The sequence below is a fragment of the Thioclava nitratireducens genome (assembly GCF_001940525.2).
Classification (GTDB): domain Bacteria; phylum Pseudomonadota; class Alphaproteobacteria; order Rhodobacterales; family Rhodobacteraceae; genus Thioclava; species Thioclava nitratireducens.
The window spans coordinates 3,386,548-3,408,642 of sequence record NZ_CP019437.1 but is presented as its reverse complement, the minus strand read 5'-3'; the positions used below and the strand labels follow the sequence as shown (position 1 = coordinate 3,408,642).

The 22,095-nt window shown below is 63.3% G+C and carries 21 protein-coding genes; 12 read left to right on the top strand and 9 right to left on the bottom strand.

Annotated elements, in window-relative coordinates; translation table 11 throughout:
• The first annotated feature begins 179 nt into the window (after positions 1-179).
• Both BMG03_RS16265 and BMG03_RS16260 read left to right on the top strand, forming a co-directional pair.
• Entirely contained in the window at positions 180-1,166 is a 987-nt protein-coding gene (locus BMG03_RS16265; protein WP_075774114.1) for a 2-hydroxyacid dehydrogenase, read from the top strand.
• A gap of 559 nt (positions 1,167-1,725) precedes the next feature.
• Positions 1,726-2,346, top strand: coding sequence for a class I SAM-dependent methyltransferase (locus BMG03_RS16260; RefSeq protein WP_075774115.1), 621 nt, complete (start codon positions 1,726-1,728; stop codon positions 2,344-2,346).
• A gap of 318 nt (positions 2,347-2,664) precedes the next feature.
• Here BMG03_RS16260 and BMG03_RS20900 read toward each other — a convergent pair whose 3' ends face one another.
• Positions 2,665-3,972: a PRC-barrel domain-containing protein gene (locus BMG03_RS20900; protein ID WP_075774116.1), complete on the bottom strand. Its 1,308-nt coding sequence runs from the start codon at positions 3,970-3,972 to the stop codon at positions 2,665-2,667.
• A gap of 368 nt (positions 3,973-4,340) precedes the next feature.
• Between BMG03_RS20900 and BMG03_RS16250 the strand changes: the two genes are divergently transcribed.
• From BMG03_RS16250 to BMG03_RS16235, 4 genes are all read left to right on the top strand, one after another.
• Complete coding sequence (locus tag BMG03_RS16250) at positions 4,341-6,842, top strand: GcvT family protein (protein WP_075774117.1); 2,502 nt, start codon at positions 4,341-4,343, stop codon at positions 6,840-6,842.
• A gap of 276 nt (positions 6,843-7,118) precedes the next feature.
• Positions 7,119-7,463 carry a carboxymuconolactone decarboxylase family protein gene (locus BMG03_RS16245; protein WP_075774118.1) on the top strand — a complete coding sequence of 115 codons (345 nt, stop codon included), beginning with the start codon at positions 7,119-7,121 and terminating at the stop codon, positions 7,461-7,463.
• Between the two features lie 93 nt (positions 7,464-7,556).
• Positions 7,557-8,069 carry an EF-hand domain-containing protein gene (locus tag BMG03_RS16240; RefSeq protein WP_077701300.1) on the top strand — a complete coding sequence of 171 codons (513 nt, stop codon included), beginning with the start codon at positions 7,557-7,559 and terminating at the stop codon, positions 8,067-8,069.
• Between the two features lie 109 nt (positions 8,070-8,178).
• Positions 8,179-9,009, top strand: a complete 831-nt coding sequence (locus tag BMG03_RS16235; RefSeq protein WP_075774119.1) for a glycoside hydrolase family 25 protein — start codon at positions 8,179-8,181, stop codon at positions 9,007-9,009.
• A gap of 80 nt (positions 9,010-9,089) precedes the next feature.
• Here the strand turns inward: BMG03_RS16235 and BMG03_RS16230 are convergent, their stop codons facing one another.
• From BMG03_RS16230 to BMG03_RS16220, 3 genes are all read right to left on the bottom strand, one after another.
• Complete coding sequence (locus tag BMG03_RS16230) at positions 9,090-9,278, bottom strand: hypothetical protein (protein WP_075774120.1); 189 nt, start codon at positions 9,276-9,278, stop codon at positions 9,090-9,092.
• 169 nt (positions 9,279-9,447) lie between these two features.
• Complete coding sequence (gene carB / locus BMG03_RS16225) at positions 9,448-12,777, bottom strand: carbamoyl-phosphate synthase large subunit (protein WP_075774121.1); 3,330 nt, start codon at positions 12,775-12,777, stop codon at positions 9,448-9,450.
• 181 nt (positions 12,778-12,958) lie between these two features.
• Positions 12,959-14,197 carry an SAM-dependent methyltransferase gene (locus BMG03_RS16220; RefSeq protein WP_075774122.1) on the bottom strand — a complete coding sequence of 413 codons (1,239 nt, stop codon included), beginning with the start codon at positions 14,195-14,197 and terminating at the stop codon, positions 12,959-12,961.
• A gap of 241 nt (positions 14,198-14,438) precedes the next feature.
• Here BMG03_RS16220 and aspS point away from each other — a divergent pair, with 241 nt between their 5' ends.
• Positions 14,439-16,217 carry an aspartate--tRNA ligase gene (gene aspS / locus BMG03_RS16215; protein WP_075774123.1) on the top strand — a complete coding sequence of 593 codons (1,779 nt, stop codon included), beginning with the start codon at positions 14,439-14,441 and terminating at the stop codon, positions 16,215-16,217.
• 138 nt (positions 16,218-16,355) lie between these two features.
• Here aspS and BMG03_RS16210 read toward each other — a convergent pair whose 3' ends face one another.
• Entirely contained in the window at positions 16,356-16,832 is a 477-nt protein-coding gene (locus BMG03_RS16210) for a hemerythrin domain-containing protein (RefSeq protein WP_075774124.1), read from the bottom strand.
• A 68-nt stretch (positions 16,833-16,900) separates the two neighbouring features.
• Positions 16,901-17,614 carry a response regulator gene (locus tag BMG03_RS16205; protein WP_075774125.1) on the bottom strand — a complete coding sequence of 238 codons (714 nt, stop codon included), beginning with the start codon at positions 17,612-17,614 and terminating at the stop codon, positions 16,901-16,903.
• A 168-nt stretch (positions 17,615-17,782) separates the two neighbouring features.
• Between BMG03_RS16205 and mce the strand changes: the two genes are divergently transcribed.
• Genes mce through BMG03_RS16190 form a run of 3 tightly spaced genes read left to right on the top strand, consistent with a single transcriptional unit; the run spans position 17,783 to position 19,189 of the window.
• Positions 17,783-18,187, top strand: coding sequence for a methylmalonyl-CoA epimerase (gene mce / locus BMG03_RS16200; protein WP_075774126.1), 405 nt, complete (start codon positions 17,783-17,785; stop codon positions 18,185-18,187).
• Positions 18,187-18,456: a DUF1467 family protein gene (locus BMG03_RS16195; RefSeq protein ID WP_075774127.1), complete on the top strand. Its 270-nt coding sequence runs from the start codon at positions 18,187-18,189 to the stop codon at positions 18,454-18,456. The genes mce and BMG03_RS16195 overlap by 1 nt, the downstream gene beginning before the upstream one ends.
• 55 nt (positions 18,457-18,511) lie before the next feature.
• Positions 18,512-19,189, top strand: coding sequence for a DUF4396 domain-containing protein (locus BMG03_RS16190; RefSeq protein WP_075774128.1), 678 nt, complete (start codon positions 18,512-18,514; stop codon positions 19,187-19,189).
• A 21-nt stretch (positions 19,190-19,210) separates the two neighbouring features.
• On the opposite strand, the gene BMG03_RS16185 is transcribed toward BMG03_RS16190, so the two are convergent.
• A complete protein-coding gene (locus BMG03_RS16185) occupies positions 19,211-19,906 on the bottom strand; it encodes an EI24 domain-containing protein (protein WP_075774129.1) in 696 nt (231 codons plus the stop codon).
• The gene (locus BMG03_RS16180) at positions 19,903-20,505 is read right to left on the bottom strand and encodes a nitroreductase family protein (RefSeq protein ID WP_075774130.1); all 603 of its coding nucleotides are present in this window, start codon (positions 20,503-20,505) and stop codon (positions 19,903-19,905) included. The genes BMG03_RS16185 and BMG03_RS16180 overlap by 4 nt, the downstream gene beginning before the upstream one ends.
• A gap of 111 nt (positions 20,506-20,616) precedes the next feature.
• Here BMG03_RS16180 and BMG03_RS16175 point away from each other — a divergent pair, with 111 nt between their 5' ends.
• Complete coding sequence (locus BMG03_RS16175; RefSeq protein WP_075774333.1) at positions 20,617-20,865, top strand: DUF167 domain-containing protein; 249 nt, start codon at positions 20,617-20,619, stop codon at positions 20,863-20,865.
• A gap of 27 nt (positions 20,866-20,892) precedes the next feature.
• Here BMG03_RS16175 and BMG03_RS16170 read toward each other — a convergent pair whose 3' ends face one another.
• A complete protein-coding gene (locus tag BMG03_RS16170; RefSeq protein ID WP_075774131.1) occupies positions 20,893-21,156 on the bottom strand; it encodes a hypothetical protein in 264 nt (87 codons plus the stop codon).
• Positions 21,157-21,223: 67 nt separating this feature from the next.
• On the opposite strand from BMG03_RS16170, the gene BMG03_RS16165 reads away from it, so the two are divergent.
• Complete coding sequence (locus BMG03_RS16165; RefSeq protein ID WP_244270962.1) at positions 21,224-22,045, top strand: M48 family metallopeptidase; 822 nt, start codon at positions 21,224-21,226, stop codon at positions 22,043-22,045.
• The last annotated feature ends 50 nt before the right edge of the window (positions 22,046-22,095 follow it).

The following is a 22,095-nucleotide window of genomic DNA, read 5'->3' as shown; positions in this document are numbered from 1 at the left end:
GCCTCATATCCCGGCCCGCCCGTCGGCTGATCCGCGGGTCTGCGACATCCGGTGCGCAATAAAATTGCGCTCGCGTGTCGATTTCGGCCATTACTGCTCTTGCCGGGCCTTGTGCCTGCCCGCGTTGAGGGGCAGTTTGCATCCAACCGCCCCGCGATGGAAGAGAGGAGAGGACCGAGATGCCTGCACCGCGCCTGAGTGTTGTCGTGACGCGACGCCTGCCCGAGGTCGTCGAGACCCGGATGAAGGAATTGTTCGAGGTCGAGCTCAATCACGACGATCGCAAGATGAGCCGGGAGGACCTTGTCGAGGCGATGAAGCGCGCCGATGTTCTCGTGCCTTGCGTGACCGATCGGATCGATGCGTCGATGATCTCGCAGGCTGGCGAGCGCCTGAAACTGATCGCGAATTACGGCGCCGGGGTCGATCATATCGACGTGTCCTCGGCGCGTCAGCGCGGGGTGCTGGTGTCGAACACGCCCGGTGTCGTCACCGATGATACGGCGGATATGACGATCGCGCTGATGCTGGCGGTGACACGACGCATTCCCGAGGGGCTCGCGCATATGCAGGCGGGCGACTGGAAGGGCTGGGCCCCCACCGCCTTCATGGGCCATCGGATTGGCGGAAAGCGGCTGGGCATTCTCGGCATGGGCCGGATCGGTCAGGCGGTGGCGCGGCGCGCCAAGGCCTTCGGGATGCAGATCCACTATCACAACCGCACCAAGGTTCACCCCGATATCGAGGAGGAGCTGGAGGCGACCTACTGGGACAGTCTCGACCAGATGGTGAGCCGGATGGACGTGATTTCGGTGAACTGCCCGCACACGCCCTCGACCTTCCACCTGCTCAATGCGCGGCGGCTGAAGATGCTCAAGCGCGAGGCGGTGATCGTGAATACGTCGCGGGGCGAGGTGATCGACGAAAACGCGCTGACACGGGCGTTGCGGGCGGGCGAGCTGGCCGGGGCCGGGCTCGACGTGTTCGAGCATGGCGCGGACGTCAATCCGCGTCTGCGCGAGCTGCCGAACGTGGTGCTGCTGCCCCATATGGGCTCGGCCACGGTCGAAGGACGTGTTGAGATGGGCGAGAAGGTACTGGTCAATATCAAGACCTTCGCCGACGGTCACCGGCCGCCGGATCTCGTCGTGCCGTCGATGATCTGATCCCCAGGTGGCAGAGAAAAGGCCCCGGTGCGATCCTGACGCATTCCGCGTGGTGGGAGGCCCAAAAGATCGGGCCTGTCGTGATACTCACGGCAGGTCTTTATTATTTCTAAGGAAAATGCCGCGTCAGGTTCCTAAAAAAGATGTCGTAAATCCGAGACTTTTTTCTCGGCGGCGCCTGCGTGAATAAAGAAAAATCAGTGATTTCAGACCTTTCTGCTTCCGATTTCATGAATGCAGCCAATATCCCTCGGCCACAAGCTTGACCTTCGAATGCGGCAAAATTCGCGGACGAGCATCCGTATCGACTTCAAGCCGCGCGCCGTTCTCCTCACCAAGAAGAACAAGCCAGGCAAACAGGCCACGCAGAAAGCATTTCACACCCAGAATGTGAACGCATTACACTCCCGCTACAACGCCTTCATGGGGCCCTTCTAAGGTCCGGCGTCGAAGTGTCTGGGGCGTTACCTGCGTTGGTTTCTACTCCGGTCGAAGATAGACGGCGGAGCAGTCTTTCGAAGGGTGCTTTCGCCGCAATGAGTTGGGAGGGCGTGGAGACATGACGGTCGACAGAAAGGCACACTGGGACACCGTCTATGGCGAGAAGTCCGAGGCCCAGTTGAGTTGGCATCAGGATGATCCACGGGTCTCGCTCGAACTGATCGAGATGGCTGGCGCAACTGCGAATTCATCAATCATCGACATTGGCGGAGGAACCTCCCGCCTTGCGGGCGCTCTCGTCGCGATGGGACTTCGCGATATCACAGTCCTCGATCTATCGCAGGTCGCCCTGGATGTAGCCCGAGACCGGCTGGGACAAGCCGGTGAAACAGTGAAATGGATCTCAGTAGACATCACCACTTGGGCTCCTGATCGCCATTACGACCTGTGGCACGACAGGGCAGTGTTCCACTTCCTCGTCGATGCGGCGGAGCGGGCGGCCTATCTGGAAAACCTCGCGCGCGCGGTGAACATCGGCGGCCATGCGATCATTGCCACCTTTGCGCCAGACGGGCCGGAGAAATGTAGTGGCCTCTCGGTCGCCCGATATAGTCCAAACGACCTCGCCCAGTTGCTTGGAGAAAGCTTCGAACTCGTGGCGCATCGCCACCACCTGCATCAGACTCCCTCGGGCAAAAGCCAGTCCTTCCAGTTCAGTCTTTTCCGCCGCTTCGGCTGAAGCCGCAGATGAAACTGGTCGTGAGCCGACCTGCCCAACACGCTTTCGAGACATCGCCATAGCAAGTAGGCGACGATGAAATCGCCGCGTACTTGCTATGGCCAACGAGCTCTACGCTCGGTTCCTCTTGTCGCCGATGAGATACCTCATCAAAACTCCCACCACGCGGAATGCGTCAGTGCGATCCGGGGCCTCTTCATTTGTGGCAGGCGACCCCGAGGTCGAAATGTGCCCGAAATGACGAAAGGCCCCGGGACAGTCCCGGGGCCTTCGCTGGGAGCAGGGGCTGCCCCCGCTCTCCGTCACATCATCCGAAGATTACTTCGCTTCGTATTTCGGAAGCTTCTTCAGTTGCTCTTCGGTCAGACCCGTATGCACAGTGATCGAAGTGTCGTTCTTCAGAACGGTCAGCTCGCTGGCCTTGATCTCGACCGGCTTGGCGCCGATGCCGAGGAAGCCTCCCACGTCGATCACGACGCCCGAGACTTTACCGTCCTTGCCCTGAACCAGTTCGGACACGTCGCCGACCTTGTCGTCGTTCGGGCCATAGACCCCTTCACCACGCAGCGTGTCGGGATCGACCGAAGCCACGTCGACCTTCTGGCCGCTCTCCTTGTCGGCTTGCCCCATGGTGCCCACGGCGGCAGCGGTGCTGTCGACGGCGTCGTCGATCGCGCTCCCGGTTTCGTTCGCGGCTTCCTTGGTCGCTTCGCCAGCGTTGTCAGCAGCGTTCTCGACGGCTTGGCCGGTCGCGTTCGCGGCTTCCTTGGTGTTCTGAGCGGCGTCTTTCGCCATCTCTTGGGTCTTGTCGGCGGCGTTGTTCATCGCCTGCTCGGTGTCCTGCGCGGCGTTCTGAGCAGCGTCGGCAGTGTTCTCGGCAGCGTTGTCCATCGCTTCGCCTGCGTTATCGGCAGCTTTGGCAGTCTTGTCGGCAGCTTCGTTCGCAGCGGCGCCAGCGGCAGCGGCGGTCGCGGTGGCAGCGGCTTCCGCGTTGTCGCCAGCCTTATCCATCTTCTGCGACGCGTCGGCGTTTTCCATCTTGTCGCCGTCCATGTCCGAATCCTGCGACTGCGACGCATCGGCGTTCTGCATGTCTTCGCCGTTGTCGTTGCCGTTCATCTCGCCCTTCGTGTCCGAGCTGAACGCGGTCTGCATTTCGGCGTCGTATTTCGGGGCTTGGTCCAGCTGGTCCTTGCTGCCCTGAGCGACGACGAAATAGGAATTTTCGGTGTCGCCATCGGGAACCAGGTTCAGCGAATCCATCGAGATCGCGACGGTCTTCTCGCCGATGCCGAGGAATCCGCCAACGTCGACGAGTACGGCATCGACCTTACCATCGGTGCCGAGCACGACGTCGCTGACTTCGCCGACGTCATCCCAGTTGTCCTGCGCCTCGTTGACCGCGGTCTTGGCGTCGACCTTGTCCTTCGAGATGTACACGCGCTTGCCCATGAGGCCCGAGGCGTTGAAGGAATCCGGAATCGACTTCATGAACATGTCGCCCGACATGCTGGCCGAAGCGTTCGCGTTGGCTTCCGCCTTGGCGTTGGCATTCGCTTTGTCTTCGGCATGTGCGGGCAGGGCAAGCATCAGGCCGATTGCGGTAGTGGTGATGAGCTTCTTCATATCTCGTCTCCCTTTCGAATTAGGCGAGGCGGGTCGGCTTTGCTTTCCGTCACCGCCGCCTCTGATGCACTGAAAACTGGTGAACCCGCGCACAGTTCCTGTGCATGCAAGGGAAAAATTTTTACTTTTTGCGGGAACTAAACACGAATTCGCGACTCGCATCACGACCATGTCATCGCTCGGTTCTGGGCCGTCCAACGAGGCTTGGGCTTTCATGAACGGGCTATGGCGGGCTGGCGCCGCGCGCCCAAAGCGTGGCGTGTGCGGTTTTGTCGTTTTTGTCGCGCGAATGTCGCCCGGATCGGATTGCGTTCGCGAATATGAGGGTCAATCTGCCCCTACGTCCGTATCGGCAAGGAGGCCCCGCGATGAAAACCCATGTGAAAGCTCTGGTCGTCGGTGGCGGCGCGGTCGGGTGCGGTGTCGCCTATCATCTCGCCAAGGCGGGCTGGGACACGCTGCTGATCGAGCGCGACGAACTGACCTCGGGCTCGACCTGGCACGCCGCGGGTCTGCTGCCGCTGTTCAACATGAGCTACGCGACGACCCACATCCACAAATACTCGGTCGATTTCTACAAGACGCTCGAAGCCGAGACCGGGCTGAATGCGGGTTTTGCGATCGTGGGCAACCTGCGCATGGCGCAGACGCAGGAACGGATGGACGAGTACAAGCTCTATTCTTCCGTGGCCGAGACCGCGGACGTCTATCACGAGTTCCTCACGCCTGCGCAGATGAAGGAGCGTTGGCCGCTTCTGAACACCGAAGACCTCGTGGGTGCGCTGTTCCACCCGCAGGACGGCTATATCAATCCCGCCGACGTGACGCAGGCGATGGCCAAGGGCGCGCGCCAGCACGGTGCCGAGATCGCGCGCAAGCTGCAGGTCAACGCTTATCGCTGGACCGGTTCGGAATGGGTCGTGACGCTCGAGAAGATGGTCGAGAAGGGCGGCAACCTTGTCGGCTCCGGCGAAGAGATCGAGGTCCGCGCCGAGCATGTCGTGACCTGCACCGGCAACCACGCGCAGCGCACCGCCCGCCTGCTGGGCATCAAGATCCCCGCCATTCCCGTCGAACACCAGTTCATCGTGACCGATGCCGATCCGGCGCTCGTCAAATGGCGCGCCGAGGGCAACCCCGAGCACCCGGTGCTGCGAGATGCGGATGCGAAATGGTATGTCCGCGAAGAGCGCGGCGGCTGGATCTTGGGCCCCTATGAGCGCAACGCGCCCGCGCGCTTCCTCTACGACGTGCCGGAGAGTTTCCGCGCCGATCTGTTCCAGCTCGATCTGGAGCGTATCGAAGAAGAATACATGTCGATGATCCATCGCTTGCCGAGTTCCGAGGAAGTCGGCCTGAAGGACGATTTCAACGGCCCGATCTGCTACACCCCCGATGGCAACCCGCTGGTCGGCCCGGCGCCGGGCCTGCGCAACATGTGGCTGGCGGAAGGCTTCTCCTTCGGTATCACCGCCGCGGGCGGCACCGGCTATTACCTCGCGCAAATGATGGTCGAAGGCGAGGCCGAGATCGACATGGCCTCGCTCGACCCCAAGCGCTACGGCAGCTGGATGACCACCGAATACGCGGCGCGCAAGAACGAAGAGGCCTATGAGCACGTCTTCATCCTGCACCACCCCGATGAAGAGCGCGAAGCCTGCCGCCCGCTGCGCACCGCCCCCGCCTATGATCGCCAGATCGCGGCGGGCGCGCAGATGGGCCAGACCAACGGCTGGGAGCGTCCGAACTACTACGGGCCCAAGGATGCGCCTTCGAGCTTCGACCATGACAGCCGATCGTTCCGGCGCGGCGAATGGTGGCAATATGCCAAGGCCGAGGCCGAGGCGCTGCGCGACACCGCCGGCCTTATCGATGCCTCCGCCTTTACCAAACACTTGGTGCGCGGCCCCGGCGCGACCGCCTTCCTCGATGCCTTCACCTGCAACAAGTTGCCGAAAGTGGGTCGGATCAACCTGACCTACGCCCTGACCGAAGCGGGCACGACCCGCACCGAATACACGATCGTGCGGCTGGCCGAGGATGAATACTACCTGATCTCGGCCGGTGCCTGGACCGATTACGACGGCGACTTCCTGCGCAAATCGATCGAGGATTTCCGCGCGGCGGGCGGCGACTATGTCGATTGCCACGACGTGACCACGCAATGGGGCGTCTTCGCGCTCGCAGGCCCCAATGCCCGCAAGATCCTGCAGGAGGTCGTCAAGGACGCCTATCCGGAGACGGTTCTTTCGAACAAGCGCTTCCCGTGGCTTTCGATGCGCAATATCGAGCTGGGCATGTGTCCGGTCCGTGCCGTGCGCGTGGCCTATACCGGCGAGTTGGGGTGGGAACTGCATCACCCGGTCGAATTCGGCCGCTACCTCTGGGATCTGCTGGTCGAAGCGGGCGAGAAGCACGGGATGAAGCTCGTCGGCGCGCGCGCCCAGAACTGGCTGCGTCAGGAGAAGAGCTACCGCGCTTTCGGCAACGAGCTGGGCCGCGACGCGACCCCGCAGGAAGCCGGTCTCGACCGCTTCATCGACCTCGAGAAGGAGTTTACCGGTAAACAGGCGATGCTCGACACCGGCATCCGCTCGAAATGCGTGACGCTTTTGATCGACGGGCCGGACGATGCCGATCCATGGGGCAAGGAAGTCATCAAGCGGGACGGCGAGAAGGTCGGGCGTCTGACCTCGGGCGGCTGGTCGGTGGCCTTCGGCAAGCAGATCGGCATGGGCTATGTGCGCCCCGATCTGGCCGAGCCGGGCACCAAGCTGAGCGTGCGCATCCTCGGTGCCGATTATCCGGCGGAAGTGACCGAGGATAGCCCGCACGATCCGACTAACGCACGCATCCGCGTCGACGGCTGAGCCTGTCTCTCGATGGAGATCGCAGAAGGGGGCGCTGCCCCCCTTTTCGCTTCGCGAATTTACCCCCGGGGATATTTGCGCCAAGGCGAAGAGGACGACGCTTTGCGCCTCTTCGGGCTTGAGAAATATCCCGGGGGAGGCGCGTGTCCCGCGCCGGGGGCGGAGCCCCCTCGCTATCAGCCGTTACCCGCTCACGCCAATGTATTGACGCAGGTCAAGGATTTCGCCCGCGCCCCGTGTCACGCCGCGAGGGACGAAATGCGAAGGAGACCTGCGATGAGCTACAAGGCGAAAATCGACGAGATGCGCAACGAGCTACGCGTGATGAACAAGACGATCCCCGACGCAGTCGGCGGCTTTGGTGTGCTGTCGAAAGCGGTGAAGGAGAATGGGCCGCTCGATGTGAAGACCAAGGAATTCATCGCCCTCGGCATGGCGGTCGTGCTGCGTTGCGAGCCCTGCATCATGTTCCATGTAGAGGCGTTGATGAAAGCGGGCGGCACGCGCGAGGAGCTGGGCGACGTGCTTGCCATGGCGATCCAGATGGGCGGTGGCCCGGGTGTGATGTATGCCGGTCACGCGCTGGCGTGCTGGGACGAGCTGGCTGCCGCGAAAGGCTGAGGCTTCTCCTCTGCGACATGTTGTCAGGCCCGCGCCGGAAAGGTGCGGGCCGTTTCGTTTTATTTTCGACATCACATTGTAAAGGACAGACAGATGAAACGGTTCGCCTCTCTTGCCGCCCCGTTTGCCGCGGCCCTCCTGCTCGGCGCCGCTCCGGGCTTCGCGCAGACTGCCCCGGTGCCGGGGCAAGAATTCCTCCTGCAATGGGATCTCGATGGCGATGGTGGCGTCACGCTGTCCGAAGCCCGCGAGCGGCGCGGCGACATCTTCACGATGTTCGACGAGAACGAGGATGACGCCTATTCCGCAGCGGAGATCGCCATGATCGACGAGCATAAGGCAATGGAGCGCGCGGCCGGCAAGGGTCCGGGGCATCAGATGCCAGAAGGTATGGGGCAGGGGCCCGGCAAGCGTCAGGGTCAGGGCCGTGCGATGCGCTCGGGGCACGATGTCCCGGCCGCCGAAGGGCTGCGGGCCTTCGATGCGAATGGTGACGGGGTAATCTCGCGCGTGGAGTTCGTGGGCGGTACCGATCGGTGGTTCGCGATGCGCGATCGCAACGGGGACGGCGTGCTGACTAGCGCCGATTTCGGCCCACGGACCTGACCCGGACCCTTTAGGCGAAGCCTCGCCGATGTCAAAAGACGCCCGCCTGTCAGCGATGACAGGCGGGCGTTTGCATGAGAGGCTGGGAAAAAATCACGGGGGAGTGAGCATGGGGATTTCACGCAGGTTCTTCGTCTCGGGCGCGGCCTTGGCCTTGGCGGGCTGCGGTGGCGGGCCGGGCGGCAAACAGGCCACGCTGATGCGTCCGGCCGTGTTGTCCGCCTCGAACTACCGGGCGAGCGGCATCCCTGCGCGCTTCGGCGATACCGATCCGCATGACTGGGAAGGTCTGGCGCCAGCGCGGTTGCCGGTCCACGGGATCGACGCCGCGCGCTATCAGGGCGAGATCGACTGGCGACGGGCGCGCGCGGCTGGCGTGTCCTTCGCGTGGCTCAAGGCGACCGAGGGCGGCGATCACTCCGATCCCGGTTTCCACATCAACGCGACCCGCGCGCGGGCAGCGGGCGTGCCGGTGGGGGCGTATCACTTCTATTATTTCTGCCGTTCCCCCGAAGAGCAGGCGGATTGGTATATCCGCAACGTGCCGCGCCGGCGGGGGGATCTGCCGCCTGTGCTGGATATCGAGTGGAACCACACCTCGCGCACCTGCCAGCGCCGCCCCGCGGCCCACGTCACCCGCGCCGAGATGCACCGCTTCCTCGCTGCTTTGACGCGTCATTACGGCACGAAACCGGTCATCTACACGACGATCGACTTCTGGCGTGACAACGACCTGTCGCGTTTCTCGGGCTACGAGATGTGGCTGCGCTCGGTCACCGCGCACCCGATGGAGCGCTACCCCGGCGCCGATTGGAGCTTCTGGCAATATAGCGGCACGGGCGTGGTGCCCGGCGTGCCCGGAACGGTGGACATGAACGCTTTCGCGGGGTCTCCGGGCGCGTGGCAAAGCTGGCTCGCCCGGCGGGCGCAGCGGGCGTGACGGGGGCACCTCGCGGGCAGCGGGGATGAAAAAGGGCGACTTGGAGCCGCCCTTGTCATGAGTATAAGCCGTCCGACCGGTCAGGCAGCAGAGTTACCTTGTCCAGGCAGATAGCGCAAAAGGTCGCGCTGCTCGAATGTCGCGCCTTTGTTCGGACCGAAGGTGAATTTCGCGCCGATGGAGATGAAGTCCGAAGCCCCGCCATAGCCCATGTCGAGGTGGCCGACAGTGCCGTTCAGCGTGAAGGCGTCGTTCACACGGTAATCCATCCCGAATGACACGCGGTTGGTGTTGAGGTACGAGACGTTGAAGTTGTCGAGGCTCGCGTTGAACTCGATCCGGTCATTGAGCGTGTAGAATATCCGGAATGTGAAAAATGAATGTCCTCCGAAGCTTGTGCTTCGGAGGACACATGTCTTTCTGAACTGGCGCGGTCGCTTACTGTAGCGAGCGGACGTGGACTTCGCCCTCTTTGCGGCTCTTGATCGCTGCGACGGCGGCGATCGAAGCGGCGGCGGTGGTGAAGTAGGGGATCTTGTCATAGAGCGCGACCGCGCGGATGTCGCGGCTGTCCGAGATCGCCTGACTGCCATCGGTGGTGTTGAAGACGAGGTCGATCTCGTCGTTCTTCAGCCGGTCGACGATGTTCGGGCGGCCCTCATAGACCTTCAGCACCTTCTCGCTTTCCACGCCATGCTCGGCGAGCCAAGCGGCGGTGCCGCCGGTCGCGACGATGGTGAAGCCCATCGAGATCAGCGTGGCGGCGGCCTCGGCCAGATCGTCGGTCTTGTTGGAATCCTTGATCGAGAAGAACACGCGACCGCTTTCAGGCAGCACGGTGCCCGCGCCGAGCTGGGCTTTCCAGAAGGCCGACGGGAAGTCGCGATCCCAGCCCATCACCTCGCCGGTGGAGCGCATTTCCGGGCCGAGAAGCGTGTCGACACCCGGGAAGCGGGCAAAGGGCAGCACGGCTTCCTTGACCGAGAACCACGGCGTTTGCGGATCGGCCAGCGTCAGCGGATCGGCGAAGGGCAGCGGCGTGTCGGGGCCGACGCCTTCGGGGTAGGGCGGGCGCGCCGGGAAGGCCGACAGCTTCTCGCCCGCCATCAGGCGCGCCGCAATCGAGGCGATGGCCGAGTCTGTGGCTTTCGCGACGAAGGGCACGGTGCGCGAGGCGCGCGGGTTCACTTCGAGCACATAGATCTCGCCGTCCTTGATCGCGAATTGCACGTTCATCAGGCCGACCACGTTGAGGCCCTTGGCCATCTTCTCGGTCTGCACCTTCAGCTCGGCCACGATCTCGGGGCTCAGCGAGTAGGGCGGCAGCGAGCAGGCGGAGTCGCCCGAGTGGACGCCGGCTTCCTCGATATGCTGCATGATGCCCGCAACATGGACGCTTTCGCCGTCGCAGAGCGCATCCACGTCCACCTCGATGGCGCCCGCCAGATAGCTGTCGAGCAGCACCGGGTTGTCGCCCGAGACCACCACCGCCTCTTTGATGTAGCGCTTGAGGTGGTCGAGGTCGCGCACGATTTCCATCGCGCGGCCGCCCAGCACATAGGAGGGACGGATCACCAGCGGATAGCCGACGCGGCCCGCAATCTCGAAGGCCTGCTCGTCGGAGCTGGCAATGCCGTTGACCGGTTGCTTCAGGCCCAGCCGGTTGAGCAGGTCCTGGAACCGCTCGCGGTCTTCGGCAAGGTCGATCGCGTCGGGCGTGGTGCCGAGGATCGGGATGCCTTCGGCCTCCAGCGCGTTTGCGAGTTTCAGGGGCGTCTGGCCGCCGAATTGCACGATCACGCCGTGCAGCGTGCCGTTGTCACGCTCCACCCGCAGGATTTCGAGGACGTGCTCCAGCGTCAGCGGCTCGAAATACAGGCGATCCGAGGTGTCGTAGTCGGTCGATACGGTCTCGGGGTTACAGTTGACCATGATGGTCTCGTAACCCGCGTCGGTCAGCGCGAAACAGGCGTGGCAGCAGCAATAGTCGAACTCGATCCCCTGGCCGATCCGGTTCGGACCGCCACCGAGGATGACCACTTTCTTGCGGTCGGAGGGACGCGCCTCGCATTCGACCTCGCCCATCGCGGGGGCCTCGTAGGTCGAGTACATGTAGGGCGTCTGCGCCTCGAATTCGGCGGCGCAGGTGTCGATGCGCTTGAAGACCGCGGTGACGCCAAGGTTGCGGCGGGCGCGGCGGACCTGCGCTTCGTCGCGGCCAGTCAGCTTGGCGAGACGCGCGTCCGTGAAGCCCATCATCTTGAGATTGCGAAGACCCTTTTCGTCGAGCGGCAGGCCCTTCTTGCGAATCTCGTTCTCGGCCTCGACGATTTCGCGGATGCGGGCGAGGAACCACGGATCGAACGCGGTCGCGTGCTGGATTTCCTCATTGCTCAGCCCGTGGCGCATCGCCTGCGCGATCAGGCGCATCCGGTCGGGCGTCTGCTGCGAGATCGCCTTGATGACGGCGGCTTTCTCCGGCGCGCCGTCGATCTCGATCTCGTCGAAGCCGCTGAGGCCCGTCTCCATCGAGGCGAGCGCCTTCTGCACGGATTCGTGGAAGGTCCGGCCGATCGCCATCGCCTCACCCACCGATTTCATCGCCGTCGTCAGCTCCGGCTTGGAGCCTGCGAATTTCTCGAAGGCGAAGCGCGGGATCTTGGTGACGACATAGTCGATGGTCGGCTCGAAGCTGGCGGGCGTGACCTTGGTGATGTCGTTGTCGAGCTCGTCCAGCGTGTAGCCCACGGCGAGTTTCGCCGCGATCTTGGCGATCGGGAAGCCGGTGGCCTTGGAGGCTAGCGCCGAGGAGCGCGATACGCGCGGGTTCATCTCGATCACGACCATGCGGCCATCTTCGGGGTTGATCGCCCATTGCACGTTCGATCCGCCGGTCTCGACGCCGATCTCGCGCAGCACGGCGATCGAGCCGTTGCGCATGATCTGGTATTCCTTGTCGGTCAGCGTCAGCGCGGGCGCCACGGTGATCGAGTCACCGGTATGGACGCCCATCGGGTCGACGTTCTCGATGGCGCAGACGATGATGGCGTTGTCGGCGCGGTCGCGCACGACCTCCATCTCGAATTCCTTCCAGCCCAGCAGCGACTCGTCGACGAGGATCTGGGAGACGGGAGAGGCGTCGAGGCCCGAGCGGCAAATGCGCTCGTAGTCTTCGCGGTTATAGGCCACGCCGCCGCCGGTGCCGCCCAGCGTGAAGGCGGGGCGGATGATCGCGGGCAGGCCGATATGCTCCAGCTCGACCAGCGCCTGACGCACACCCTCGTTGACGTCATAGGTGCCGTTCTCACGCTTGGGCGAGGATACGATGGTCGCTTTCGGGTTCTCGAGGCCGATCCGGTCCATCGCCTCGCGGAAAAGCTTCCGGTCTTCGGCCATCTCGATCGCGTCACGGTTCGCACCGATCAGCTCGACGCCGAATTTCTCCAGCACGCCCATATCGGCCAGAGCAAGCGCCGTGTTGAGGCCGGTCTGCCCGCCCATCGTCGGCAGCACCGCGTCGGGGCGCTCGGCCTCGATGATCTTGGCCACGACTTCCGGCGTGATCGGTTCGATATAGGTGGCGTCGGCCAGACCCGGATCGGTCATGATCGTCGCGGGGTTGGAGTTGACGAGGATGACGCGGTAGCCTTCTTCACGGAGGGCTTTGCAGGCCTGGGCACCCGAATAGTCGAACTCGCAGGCTTGCCCGATCACAATGGGCCCGGCGCCGATAATGAGGATTGACGTGATGTCTGTTCTCTTCGGCATGGGAATCCCCTCTGGTCGCTGCGCAAATTGAGGCGCTTTATACGCAAAGGGTCAGGCGTCGCAAGAGGGTCAGGACGCGATAGCCGGGTTGCGGGATGACGCGAAGGCGCGGGCCCAACCCCGCCAAGGCCGCGCGCGGCGAGGGCGCGACCCGATTTCGGCCCGGTGAGGGGATACCCGCCTATTCGGCAGCCAGCCTGTGTTCCTGTTCGTCGTCGTCCCGATAGAGGTAATCGCGGGTCAGCGGCACGTCGCCGACCTCATGGGCCAGCTGGTACTGGAACACGACCTGTCCGCCATGGCGGAAGGCCATCTCCGAGGCCACGAGGTAGAAGCGCCACATCCGGCAGAACCGCTCGTCATAGAGTGCGACCGCCTTGTCGATATTCGCCTCGAACCGATCGCACCAGTGGCGCAGCGTTTCCGCGTAATGCAGCCGCCACACTTCGAGATCGGTGGTGATGAGCCCTTCGTGTTCGACCGCGTTCGACGCTTCGGACATGGCGGGGCAATAGCCGCCGGGGAAGATGTATTTGGTGATGAAATCGGCCGTCGCGCCGCCGGGGCCTGAACGTCCGATGAAATGGATCAGCGAGATGCCACCCGGTTTCAGCAACTCGCGGACCTTCGCGAAATATTCCCGGTAATGGGGCACGCCGACATGCTCGAACATGCCGACCGAGACGATGCGGTCGAACTTGTCGGTCACGTCGCGATAGTCTGTCAGACGGATGTCGATCTTGTCTTCGAGCCCGGCCTCTTTCACCCGCTTGCGGGCCAGCGCGTGCTGTTCGGTCGAGAGCGTCACGCCCACCACTTTCGCGCCGAAATCGCGCGCCAGCGTCATCGCCATGCCGCCCCAACCGCAGCCGATGTCAAGAATGGTCATCCCCGGTTCGATCAGCAGCTTCTTGGCGATATGGCGTTTTTTGGCCTCCTGCGCCTCCTCCAGCGTCATGTCGGGACGCTCGAAATAGGCGCAGCTATATTGCCGATCCTCGTCGAGAAAGAGATCGTAAAGTTCGCCAGACAGGTCATAGTGATGCGCCACGTTGGTGCGGGCCTTGTTGACCGGATTGAACTGCGCGAAACGGCGACCGAAAAAGCGGCTCGCCTCGCGCGGCTTCTCGAACCATGGCATGCCCGAGCCGGTCTGGTTGCGGATTGCGAGCGCGAGAAATCCGCGCAGGTCGTCATCGGCAATCGTATAGTCGCCGTTCATGTAGCCTTCGCCGACACCGAGGTCGGGCCGCAGCACGATCTTCTTCGTCAGTTCCGGGTTGCTCATGGTAACGCGGACCGGATTCCCGGTGCCGTCGCCATAGCGTATGAGGGTTTCGTCAGGATAGACGAGTTCGAGTGTGCCCCTGCGGATCAGGTGGCGCAACATACGGTCGAGAAGCGAGTCCCAAGCTCTCATGCGGTCTCTCCGGATCGTGCCGGGGCTGGCAGGCTCCAGCGTGTGTCTTCACGACGGTAACCTTTGTGAAATTACCAAAGTTCCCGTTCTCACTGAAGTTAACCGAAAATTTACTCTTTTTCGAGCCACGCGCGCGTGATCGGCTCGAGACGTGCCTGTGTTCCTCCGCACAGCTTGACTTTTGCGCTCTCAACGGGTGTATCGGCGCGACTATACGCAATTCTCGATCCGGGAGCCTCCCATGCATGCCTTTCGCAGCCATACCTGCGCCGATCTGAGCGCCGCCAACGCCGGTGAGACCGTCCGCCTTGCGGGCTGGGTCCATCGCGTGCGCGATCACGGAGGCGTGCTCTTCATCGATTTGCGCGACCATTACGGGATGACGCAGGTTCTGTGCGACGGCGACAGTCCGGCGTTCAAGACGATGGAGAAAGTGCGCTCGGAATGGGTGATCCGCATCGACGGCACCGTGAAACTGCGCGACGAGAGCCTGATCAACCCGAAGATTCCGACCGGCGAGATCGAGGTCTATGTTCGCGACATCGAAATCCTGGGTGAGGCCGAGGAACTGCCGCTGCCGGTCTTCGGCGAGCTGGAATATCCCGAAGAGACCCGTCTGTCCTATCGCTTTCTCGACCTGCGCCGCGAGAGCCTGCATGACAAGATGATCCTGCGCTCGAATGTCGTGAAATCCATGCGCAAACGCATGTGGGACGCCGATTTCAACGAGTTCCAGACGCCGATCATCACCGCCTCCTCGCCCGAAGGCGCACGCGACTTCCTCGTGCCCTCGCGTCTGCACCCGGGCAAGTTCTACGCGCTGCCGCAGGCGCCGCAGCAGTTCAAGCAGCTGATCATGGTCGGCGGCTTCGACAAGTATTTCCAGATCGCACCGTGCTTCCGTGACGAAGACCCGCGCGCCGACCGTTCGCCCACCGACTTCTACCAGTTGGACGTCGAGATGAGCTTCGTCGAGCAGGAAGACATCTTCAACGTGATGCAGCCGGTGATCCAGGGCGTGTTCGAGGAATTCGGCGACGACCGCACCGTCGATCCGAACTGGCCCCGCATCCCCTATGCCGAGGCGATGCTGAAATACGGCTCGGACAAGCCCGACCTGCGCAACCCGATCGAGATGCAGGTGGTCTCGGATCACTTCCGCGACTCGGGCTTCGCCATCTTCGCCAAGCTGCTGGAGCAGGACGGCACCGAGATCCGCGCGATCCCGGCCCCCACGGGCGGTTCGCGCAAGTTCTGCGACCGGATGAACAAATTCGCGCAGGAGCAGGGCCTGCCGGGAATGGGCTACATCTTCTGGCGCAAGGGAGAGGATGGCTCGCTCGAAGGCGCAGGCCCGCTGGCGAAGAACATCGGCCCCGAGCGGACCGAGGCGATCCGCGCGCAGCTGGGTCTGGGCGAAGGCGATGCGGCCTTCTTCCTCGGCGGCGCGCCGTCGAGTTTCGAGGGCGTCGCCGGTCGTGCGCGCAACGTAATCGGCGAAGAGCTGGGCCTGACAGACAAGACCAAGTTCAAGTTCGCCTGGGTCGTCGACTTCCCGATGTACGAGGAAGATGACGAGGGCAAGATCGACTTCTCGCACAACCCGTTCTCGATGCCGCAGGGCGGCATGGAGGCGCTGGAAGGCGACCCGCTGCAGGTCAAAGGCTACCAGTATGACCTCGCCTGCAACGGTTACGAGATCCTTTCCGGCGCGATCCGGAACCACAAGCTCGAGACGATGTACAAGGCGTTCGAGATCGCGGGCTACCCGGCCTCCGAGGTCGAGAAGCGCTTCGGCGGTATGGTCAAGGCGTTCAAATACGGCGCCCCGCCGCACGGTGGTTGCGCCGCCGGCATCGACCGGATCGTGATGATCCTCGCCGATACCGCAAATATCCGCGAAGTCATCATGTTCCCGATGAACCAGCGCGCAGAAGACCTGATGATGGGCGCGCCGTCGGAGCCGATGAACGAACAGCTGCGCGAGCTGCGCCTGCGGGTTCTTCCTCAAGAAGACTGATCCCGGCGCTATCGTCCGAATCTAAAAGGCCCCGCTCGGGATCGAGCGGGGCCTTTTTCTATTCGCGTCGGAGGAAAGATGCAGCCGCAGCGGAATGTTTTGCGGCAGGTGCCGCGCCAGCCTCAGGTGGAAGCCCGATCAGCCTTCAGGGTCGTCGTTCCGCTTCTCGTCGACCAGCTTCATCTCCTTTTTCTTACGCGCGACGAATTTCTCGCCGTAATCCTCGATCTCGCTGTCGTCGATCACTTCCTTGGCACGGCCGAAGATTTCGTCCTCTTCCTCGTCCATGTGGTGGTTGTAATCATGCTCCAGCTTGTGGAACTTGTTGAGCCAACCGGGGCTCGCCATGTCCATTTCGTTGAGTTCTTCGAGCAGATCGTCGAGCTCGGCATGTTCCTCGACCGAGTGGCGCGCGGAATCCTGGCCCCAGGTCTTGGTCATCAGCTTGGAATAGAAGGTCTCTTCCTCGGCGGCTGCGTGGGACTTGATGTCGTAATAGAACTCTTTCCACGCTTCGGTGCGCGCGGCGCTGTCGCCGGACGTATCGGCGATCTTCTTCATCAGGGCGCGGTGGTTTTCGTGATCTTGCTTGATGGCGTCGTAGATCGAGCTCATCTGGCGGTCCTCCGTTGCTTCAACTCGTTTTGGCAACGCGAAGTCTTGCGGGCGGTTCCTCGACCGCGTCAGAATGCCCCGGCCGCCGCGATCCGCTCGTCGAGCAATTCCGTGACCCGGGTCATGTCGTCGCGCGATGGGCCGCCGCGGCGGCCGAGCCTTTGCGCCGCGTCTCCAAGTGCCGCGTCATGCGCCGAGCGGGCGACGCTCGACAAGAAATGCGCCGCGTAGGGCAGGGCGGGGAGCGGCATGCCCGCCCCGACCGCGTGCAGGAGGTTCGATAGGCGTTGCAGGTCGTCACGCAGCGCGAGCGGGTCCGGTTCGACCACGAGATCGGCGAGCGGGCGCCACCCGAGCGGGCGCATCTCTTCGGGAAGGGCGGAGAGGATCGTGTCCTGAAATAGCGCAAGGCTCTCGATCGGTTTGTCGAGGAACCCGTTCGCCCCCGCGGCAAGAGCGGCCTCCTTCAGCGCGGTATCGCCCGAGGTGCCGAGGATCACCGGATGCGGGCCGTGCAACCCTCGGATTTCGGCGATGAGATCGCCGCCTGATCCGTCGGGCAGGCCCATATCCACGATCGCGATCGAAGGGCGGTAGGTCTTGAGGTGGCGGTCCGCCGAGGCGAGGCAATCGGCGCGACGGATTCGTGCGCCCGAGCGCAGACACAGGAGACGCACCGCTTCGGAGGCGAAGCGGCTGTCCTCCACCAACAGCACCGTCAGTCCGGTCAGCGGACGCTCCGGCGTCGGAGTGCGGGTCGGGTTCGGTATCGTGTCGCTCATGGCGGCCCCCAGTCGATATGGAAATCGTCGGATTCTCGAGATTCGGCAGGTCCTCTCCAGTAAGGGGCAAAGTGCCTAACTCCGTGTTAACGCGAACAGGGGCATCCAGGCTTGCGCGAACCGATACGCCCCGCTACCCCTTGATCCATATCACCGGAGGAGACCCAGATGATCGGACGCCTGAACCATGTCGCCATTGCCGTGCCTGACCTCGAGGCGGCCTCGGCCAAGTATCGCGACACGCTGGGTGCCAATGTTGGCGCGCCGCAGGACGAGCCCGATCACGGCGTCACGGTCGTCTTCATCGAACTGCCCAACACCAAGATCGAACTGCTCTACCCGCTGGGCGAGGACAGTCCGATCAACGGCTTTCTGGAAAAGAACCCCGCGGGCGGCATCCATCACATGTGTTTCGAGGTGGAGGACATCCTCGAGGCCCGCGACAAGCTCAAGGCGGACGGCGCGCGGGTTCTGGGCAGCGGTGAGCCGAAGATCGGTGCGCATGGCAAGCCCGTGCTGTTCCTGCACCCGAAAGATTTCAACGGCTGCCTGATCGAACTGGAGCAGGTCTGATGAGTCTCACGGGCGGCATCATTCTCTTCGCGGTGATCTGGTTCATGATCTTCTTCATGGTCCTGCCGGTTCGTCTGAAAACGCAAGGCGATGTGGACGAGGTCGTGCCGGGCACTCCCGCAGGCGCACCGCACGAGGCGCATCTGGGCGCGAAGGTGAAGATCACCACCGTTGTCACCATCGTGCTCTGGGCGGTCATCGCGGCAGTGCTGCTGTCGGGGATCATCACTTTGGAAGATATCGACTTCTTCGGGCAGTTGCGCCGCTGACCGCGCCGGGAACCGCATCTGATCAGCCGGGTTGGGGGGCTGAAAGGAGCCTCCCATGACACCAAACTGGTTTACCGTTCTGAGCTGGTTATCGCTTGCTGTAGGCGTGCTCTCGTTCATCTATCTTCTCGTGCAGGTGCGTCGAAACCCGCCTCACATGGCCATCATGGCGTGGGTCTGGCCGATTTGCGGGCTGTTTGGCGGACCACTAGTAATCTGGTTGCACAGTCGCTTTCCGGGCCATGGTAATGCGCCCTTCCCGGTCTCGGTCGCGAAGGGGACACTGCATTGCGGCGCGGGCTGCACCTTGGGTGACATTCTGGCCGAGAACCTCGCGCTCGCCGTTCCAGTGATTCTGGTCGCGTTCGGCTGGCCGGATTTCTGGGGGCACAAGATCTTTGCGGTCTGGGGGCTCGATTACGTCTTCGCCCTCGCGATCGGGATCGTGTTCCAGTATTTCTCGATCGCCCCGATGCGCGGGCTCGGGCTTGGCGAGGGACTCAAGGAGGCGGCGAAGGCCGATGTGGCTTCGCTCACCTCGTGGCAGATCGGCATGTACGGTATGATGGCGATCTTCCATTTCGCCGTGTTCAAAGGGCTCTGGGGCGCGGAGATCAACGCCGCCGACCCGGAATTCTGGTTCGCCATGCAGATCGCGATGATGGCCGGTTTCGTGACCGCCTACCCGGTGAACTGGCTGCTGATCCGCAAGGGCATCAAGGAAGAGATGTGAGCGGCGCCTCGGCGCCGCCCCTTATCCACGGCGACCGGTGATCGCGTGGAAGAGGTGGGTGAAGCCTGCGGCTCCCAGCACCGGCACGAACAGGTTCACCAGCGGGATCGACAGCGGCACCGCCATCAGCGCGCCCGCGGCCCAGATCGTGACCTTGTTGCGTTCGTAAAGTTCGAGCGCCGCCTCGCGTTCCATCCGCCGGAAAGCCGCCATCTGGAAGTATTCACGCCCCAGAAGGTAGCCATTGAGCCCGAAGAACATCAGCGGCGCAAGCGGGATCACGAAGGGGTAGATCATCAGCGCGATGATGTTGGCCGCAAGGATCACGCCGAAGAAGCGTACGGTGTCGCGCATCCCTTCCGCGAAGGTGAGTTTGCGCACCGGCGGCAGCGTCGGGTAGTGGACGTCCTCCACCATCTCCGCCACGTCTTCGAGGAAGAAACCGGTGAAGGCGGAGGCCACGGGCACCATCAGGAAGACCGATGCAAAGAGGATCACCCCCGCCGAGACGATCGACAGCGCGGTGTCGATATGGCCGATCTCGCCGATGAAGGGCAGCGAAAAACTGTCGGGGATCAGCCAGCCGATCAGCATCACCATCGCGGCATAGATCGCAACCAGAAGGCCCAGCGACAGCGCCACGCCGAAGCCCACGACTTTCATCGCGCCGGGCCGCAGCAGGTCGGTCCAGGCTTTCAGATAGCTTGAAATGATCATTCCGAAATCCGCGTGGTGATCGCGTCGAGGTCGGGACGGGGACGTTCGGGCGGCGTCACGCCTTCGGTACCCAAGTGGATGAAGCCCGCGACGCTTTCGCCGTCCTTGAGGCCCAGCATCTCGCGCCCGAAGGCCTCGTCATGCGCGGCCCAGCCGGTCAGCCAGTTCGCGCCCCAGCCCGCCGCGAGTGCCGCGTTCAGAAGCGACAGGCAGACCGCGCCCGCCGAATAGAGTTGCTCGACCTGCGGAACCTTCTCGCTCTGCTTGGGCGAGGACACTACCGCGACGCAAAGTTGGCTGTCATGGAACTGCTTGCCGGCCTTCGCGATCTTCTCATCGGGAAGGCCCTGTGCTTTGGCGCGCGCCTCGGCTTCGGCACCCAGCCGCTGCGCGGCCTCGCGCGTGATGGTGAGGAAGCGCCACGGCTCCAGCTTGCCGTGATCGGGAGTGCGCGCTGCGGCCGTCAGGATCTCGCGCAGCGCGGCCTCGTCGGGGGCAGGAGCCTTGAGGGTTTTCGCCGGGCGCGACCGGCGGGTCAGAAGGAAAGCTATCGCCGCGTCATTGCGCTCGGCCGGGTTCACTTCGGGCAGTTCAGTCATGAAAATCTCCGTCTGTTGCGCCAGATATCGGGCGCTCGGCATGTGATTGCAACCGCAGCAGCATGGGCAACTGTCTTGTATGCGATCGTGCAGCGCCTATGCTGCGCGACGATGACGGATCTCAGCCACCTCGCAATTCCTGGCAACGAAATCGCCCTGCGCGTGACGCCAAAAGCGTCGCGCAACGAGATACGGGTCGGGGAAGAGGGGCTTCGGGCCTATGTCACGGTCGTTCCGGAGAACGGCAAGGCCAATGCGGCGGTCGTCAAATTGCTGGCAAAGGCGCTAGGTGTGGCGAAGTCGCGGCTGACGCTGATCCGGGGCGAGACCGCGCGCGACAAGGTGTTCCGTCTCGATTGAGCGGGCGCGCGGGGCCGGGCAGGCCCCTCAGACGTCCTCGGCGGTGCTGTCGGTCTGCTTCAGGCGATAGACGCCTTCGGGCAGGTTGAGCGCCGCCGCCAGCTCCCGCAGCTGGGCATGGCTGAAGGTGATCGTCTGCACCTGCTCGGTCTGCTCGTCGAGCTGTTCGACCACCACGCAATCCTCGAAAGAGCTGATCGTGATGTCTTCCTGCAAATAATCGCGCGGATCCGCCCCTTCGTCTACAAGGGTGATCACGGTCGCGTCGAATTCGTGTTCGATGGTAAACATGACCTCATGCTAGCGCGGCTTGCCGATCCGAAAAAGCGAAATCACGCCGCCGCTTGCGGGAGAGTACGTGGAGGACACTAGGCGGCTGCGGGCCAAGTCGTTAAGCTGGGACAAATCCTGTCTCTGGGGTGTTTTCCCGTCGATGCCTTCCGCCCGTTTCCTTCTCGTGACCCTCTCGCTCGCCGCGACGCTGCTGTCGGGCTGCGTGCCGACCATGGCGCCGATGCAGCCCGTCCCGGAGAGCGAGCTCTCGCCCGAAGCCAAGAAGCGTGCCGAGGTGGCGGTGACGCGGCTGGTCGATGTCGGCGAGCGCATGGAGCCGCAGATCGAGGCGGAATGTCGCAAGCGCACGCGGAACCTCAATTGCGACTACCTTTTCGTGGTCGATGACCGGCTTGATCTCGACGCGAACGCCTTCCAGACCATGGATCGTTCGGGTCGTCCGGTGATCGGGGTGACACTCGCGATGATCGCCGAGGTGCGCAATGCCGACGAGCTGGCCTTCGTGATCGGCCACGAGGCCGCGCATCACATCGCGGGCCATATCGCGGCGCGCGAACGCGATGCGGCGGTGGGGGCGGCTTATCTGGGGCGTGCGGTGCAGGCACAGGGCGCCGATCCGCTCACGATCCAGCGCGCGCGGCGCATCGGGGCCGAAATCGGCTCGCGGCTCTATTCCAAGGATTACGAGCTTGAGGCCGACCGGCTCGGTACGATCATCACTTGGGATGCGGGCTACGACCCGCTCAAGGGCGCGCAGTTCTTCCTGCGGTTGCCGGACCCGGGCGACAAGATGCTGGGTTCTCACCCGCCCAACCAGCTGCGCTTCGACGTGGTGCGAAATACCGTTGCCCAACTGCGCGCGGGCAAGATCCCGGCGGGCAGCTGAGGAACCCGCCCAAGGTCTGTGGGCTTGAGATTTGAGAGAGAGGCCGCCGG

Excerpts from the sequence above, each read along its gene's own strand:
- BMG03_RS16265 (WP_075774114.1), top strand. The coding sequence starts at position 180 with ATGCCTGCACCGCGCCTGAGTGTTGTCGTGACGCGACGCCTGCCCGAG.
- BMG03_RS16235 (WP_075774119.1), top strand. The coding sequence starts at position 8,179 with ATGGGGATTTCACGCAGGTTCTTCGTCTCGGGCGCGGCCTTGGCCTTG.
- mce (WP_075774126.1), top strand. The coding sequence starts at position 17,783 with ATGATCGGACGCCTGAACCATGTCGCCATTGCCGTGCCTGACCTCGAG.
- BMG03_RS16250 (WP_075774117.1), top strand. The coding sequence starts at position 4,341 with ATGAAAACCCATGTGAAAGCTCTGGTCGTCGGTGGCGGCGCGGTCGGG.
- BMG03_RS16180 (WP_075774130.1), bottom strand. The coding sequence starts at position 20,505 with ATGACTGAACTGCCCGAAGTGAACCCGGCCGAGCGCAATGACGCGGCG.
- BMG03_RS16240 (WP_077701300.1), top strand. The coding sequence starts at position 7,557 with ATGAAACGGTTCGCCTCTCTTGCCGCCCCGTTTGCCGCGGCCCTCCTG.
- BMG03_RS16190 (WP_075774128.1), top strand. The coding sequence starts at position 18,512 with ATGACACCAAACTGGTTTACCGTTCTGAGCTGGTTATCGCTTGCTGTA.
- carB (WP_075774121.1), bottom strand. The coding sequence starts at position 12,777 with ATGCCGAAGAGAACAGACATCACGTCAATCCTCATTATCGGCGCCGGG.
- BMG03_RS16220 (WP_075774122.1), bottom strand. The coding sequence starts at position 14,197 with ATGAGAGCTTGGGACTCGCTTCTCGACCGTATGTTGCGCCACCTGATC.
- BMG03_RS16195 (WP_075774127.1), top strand. The coding sequence starts at position 18,187 with ATGAGTCTCACGGGCGGCATCATTCTCTTCGCGGTGATCTGGTTCATG.
- aspS (WP_075774123.1), top strand. The coding sequence starts at position 14,439 with ATGCATGCCTTTCGCAGCCATACCTGCGCCGATCTGAGCGCCGCCAAC.
- BMG03_RS16245 (WP_075774118.1), top strand. The coding sequence starts at position 7,119 with ATGAGCTACAAGGCGAAAATCGACGAGATGCGCAACGAGCTACGCGTG.
- BMG03_RS16210 (WP_075774124.1), bottom strand. The coding sequence starts at position 16,832 with ATGAGCTCGATCTACGACGCCATCAAGCAAGATCACGAAAACCACCGC.
- BMG03_RS16170 (WP_075774131.1), bottom strand. The coding sequence starts at position 21,156 with ATGTTTACCATCGAACACGAATTCGACGCGACCGTGATCACCCTTGTA.
- BMG03_RS16230 (WP_075774120.1), bottom strand. The coding sequence starts at position 9,278 with ATGGATTACCGTGTGAACGACGCCTTCACGCTGAACGGCACTGTCGGC.
- BMG03_RS16260 (WP_075774115.1), top strand. The coding sequence starts at position 1,726 with ATGACGGTCGACAGAAAGGCACACTGGGACACCGTCTATGGCGAGAAG.
- BMG03_RS20900 (WP_075774116.1), bottom strand. The coding sequence starts at position 3,972 with ATGAAGAAGCTCATCACCACTACCGCAATCGGCCTGATGCTTGCCCTG.
- BMG03_RS16205 (WP_075774125.1), bottom strand. The coding sequence starts at position 17,614 with ATGAGCGACACGATACCGAACCCGACCCGCACTCCGACGCCGGAGCGT.
- BMG03_RS16185 (WP_075774129.1), bottom strand. The coding sequence starts at position 19,906 with ATGATCATTTCAAGCTATCTGAAAGCCTGGACCGACCTGCTGCGGCCC.
- BMG03_RS16175 (WP_075774333.1), top strand. The coding sequence starts at position 20,617 with ATGACGGATCTCAGCCACCTCGCAATTCCTGGCAACGAAATCGCCCTG.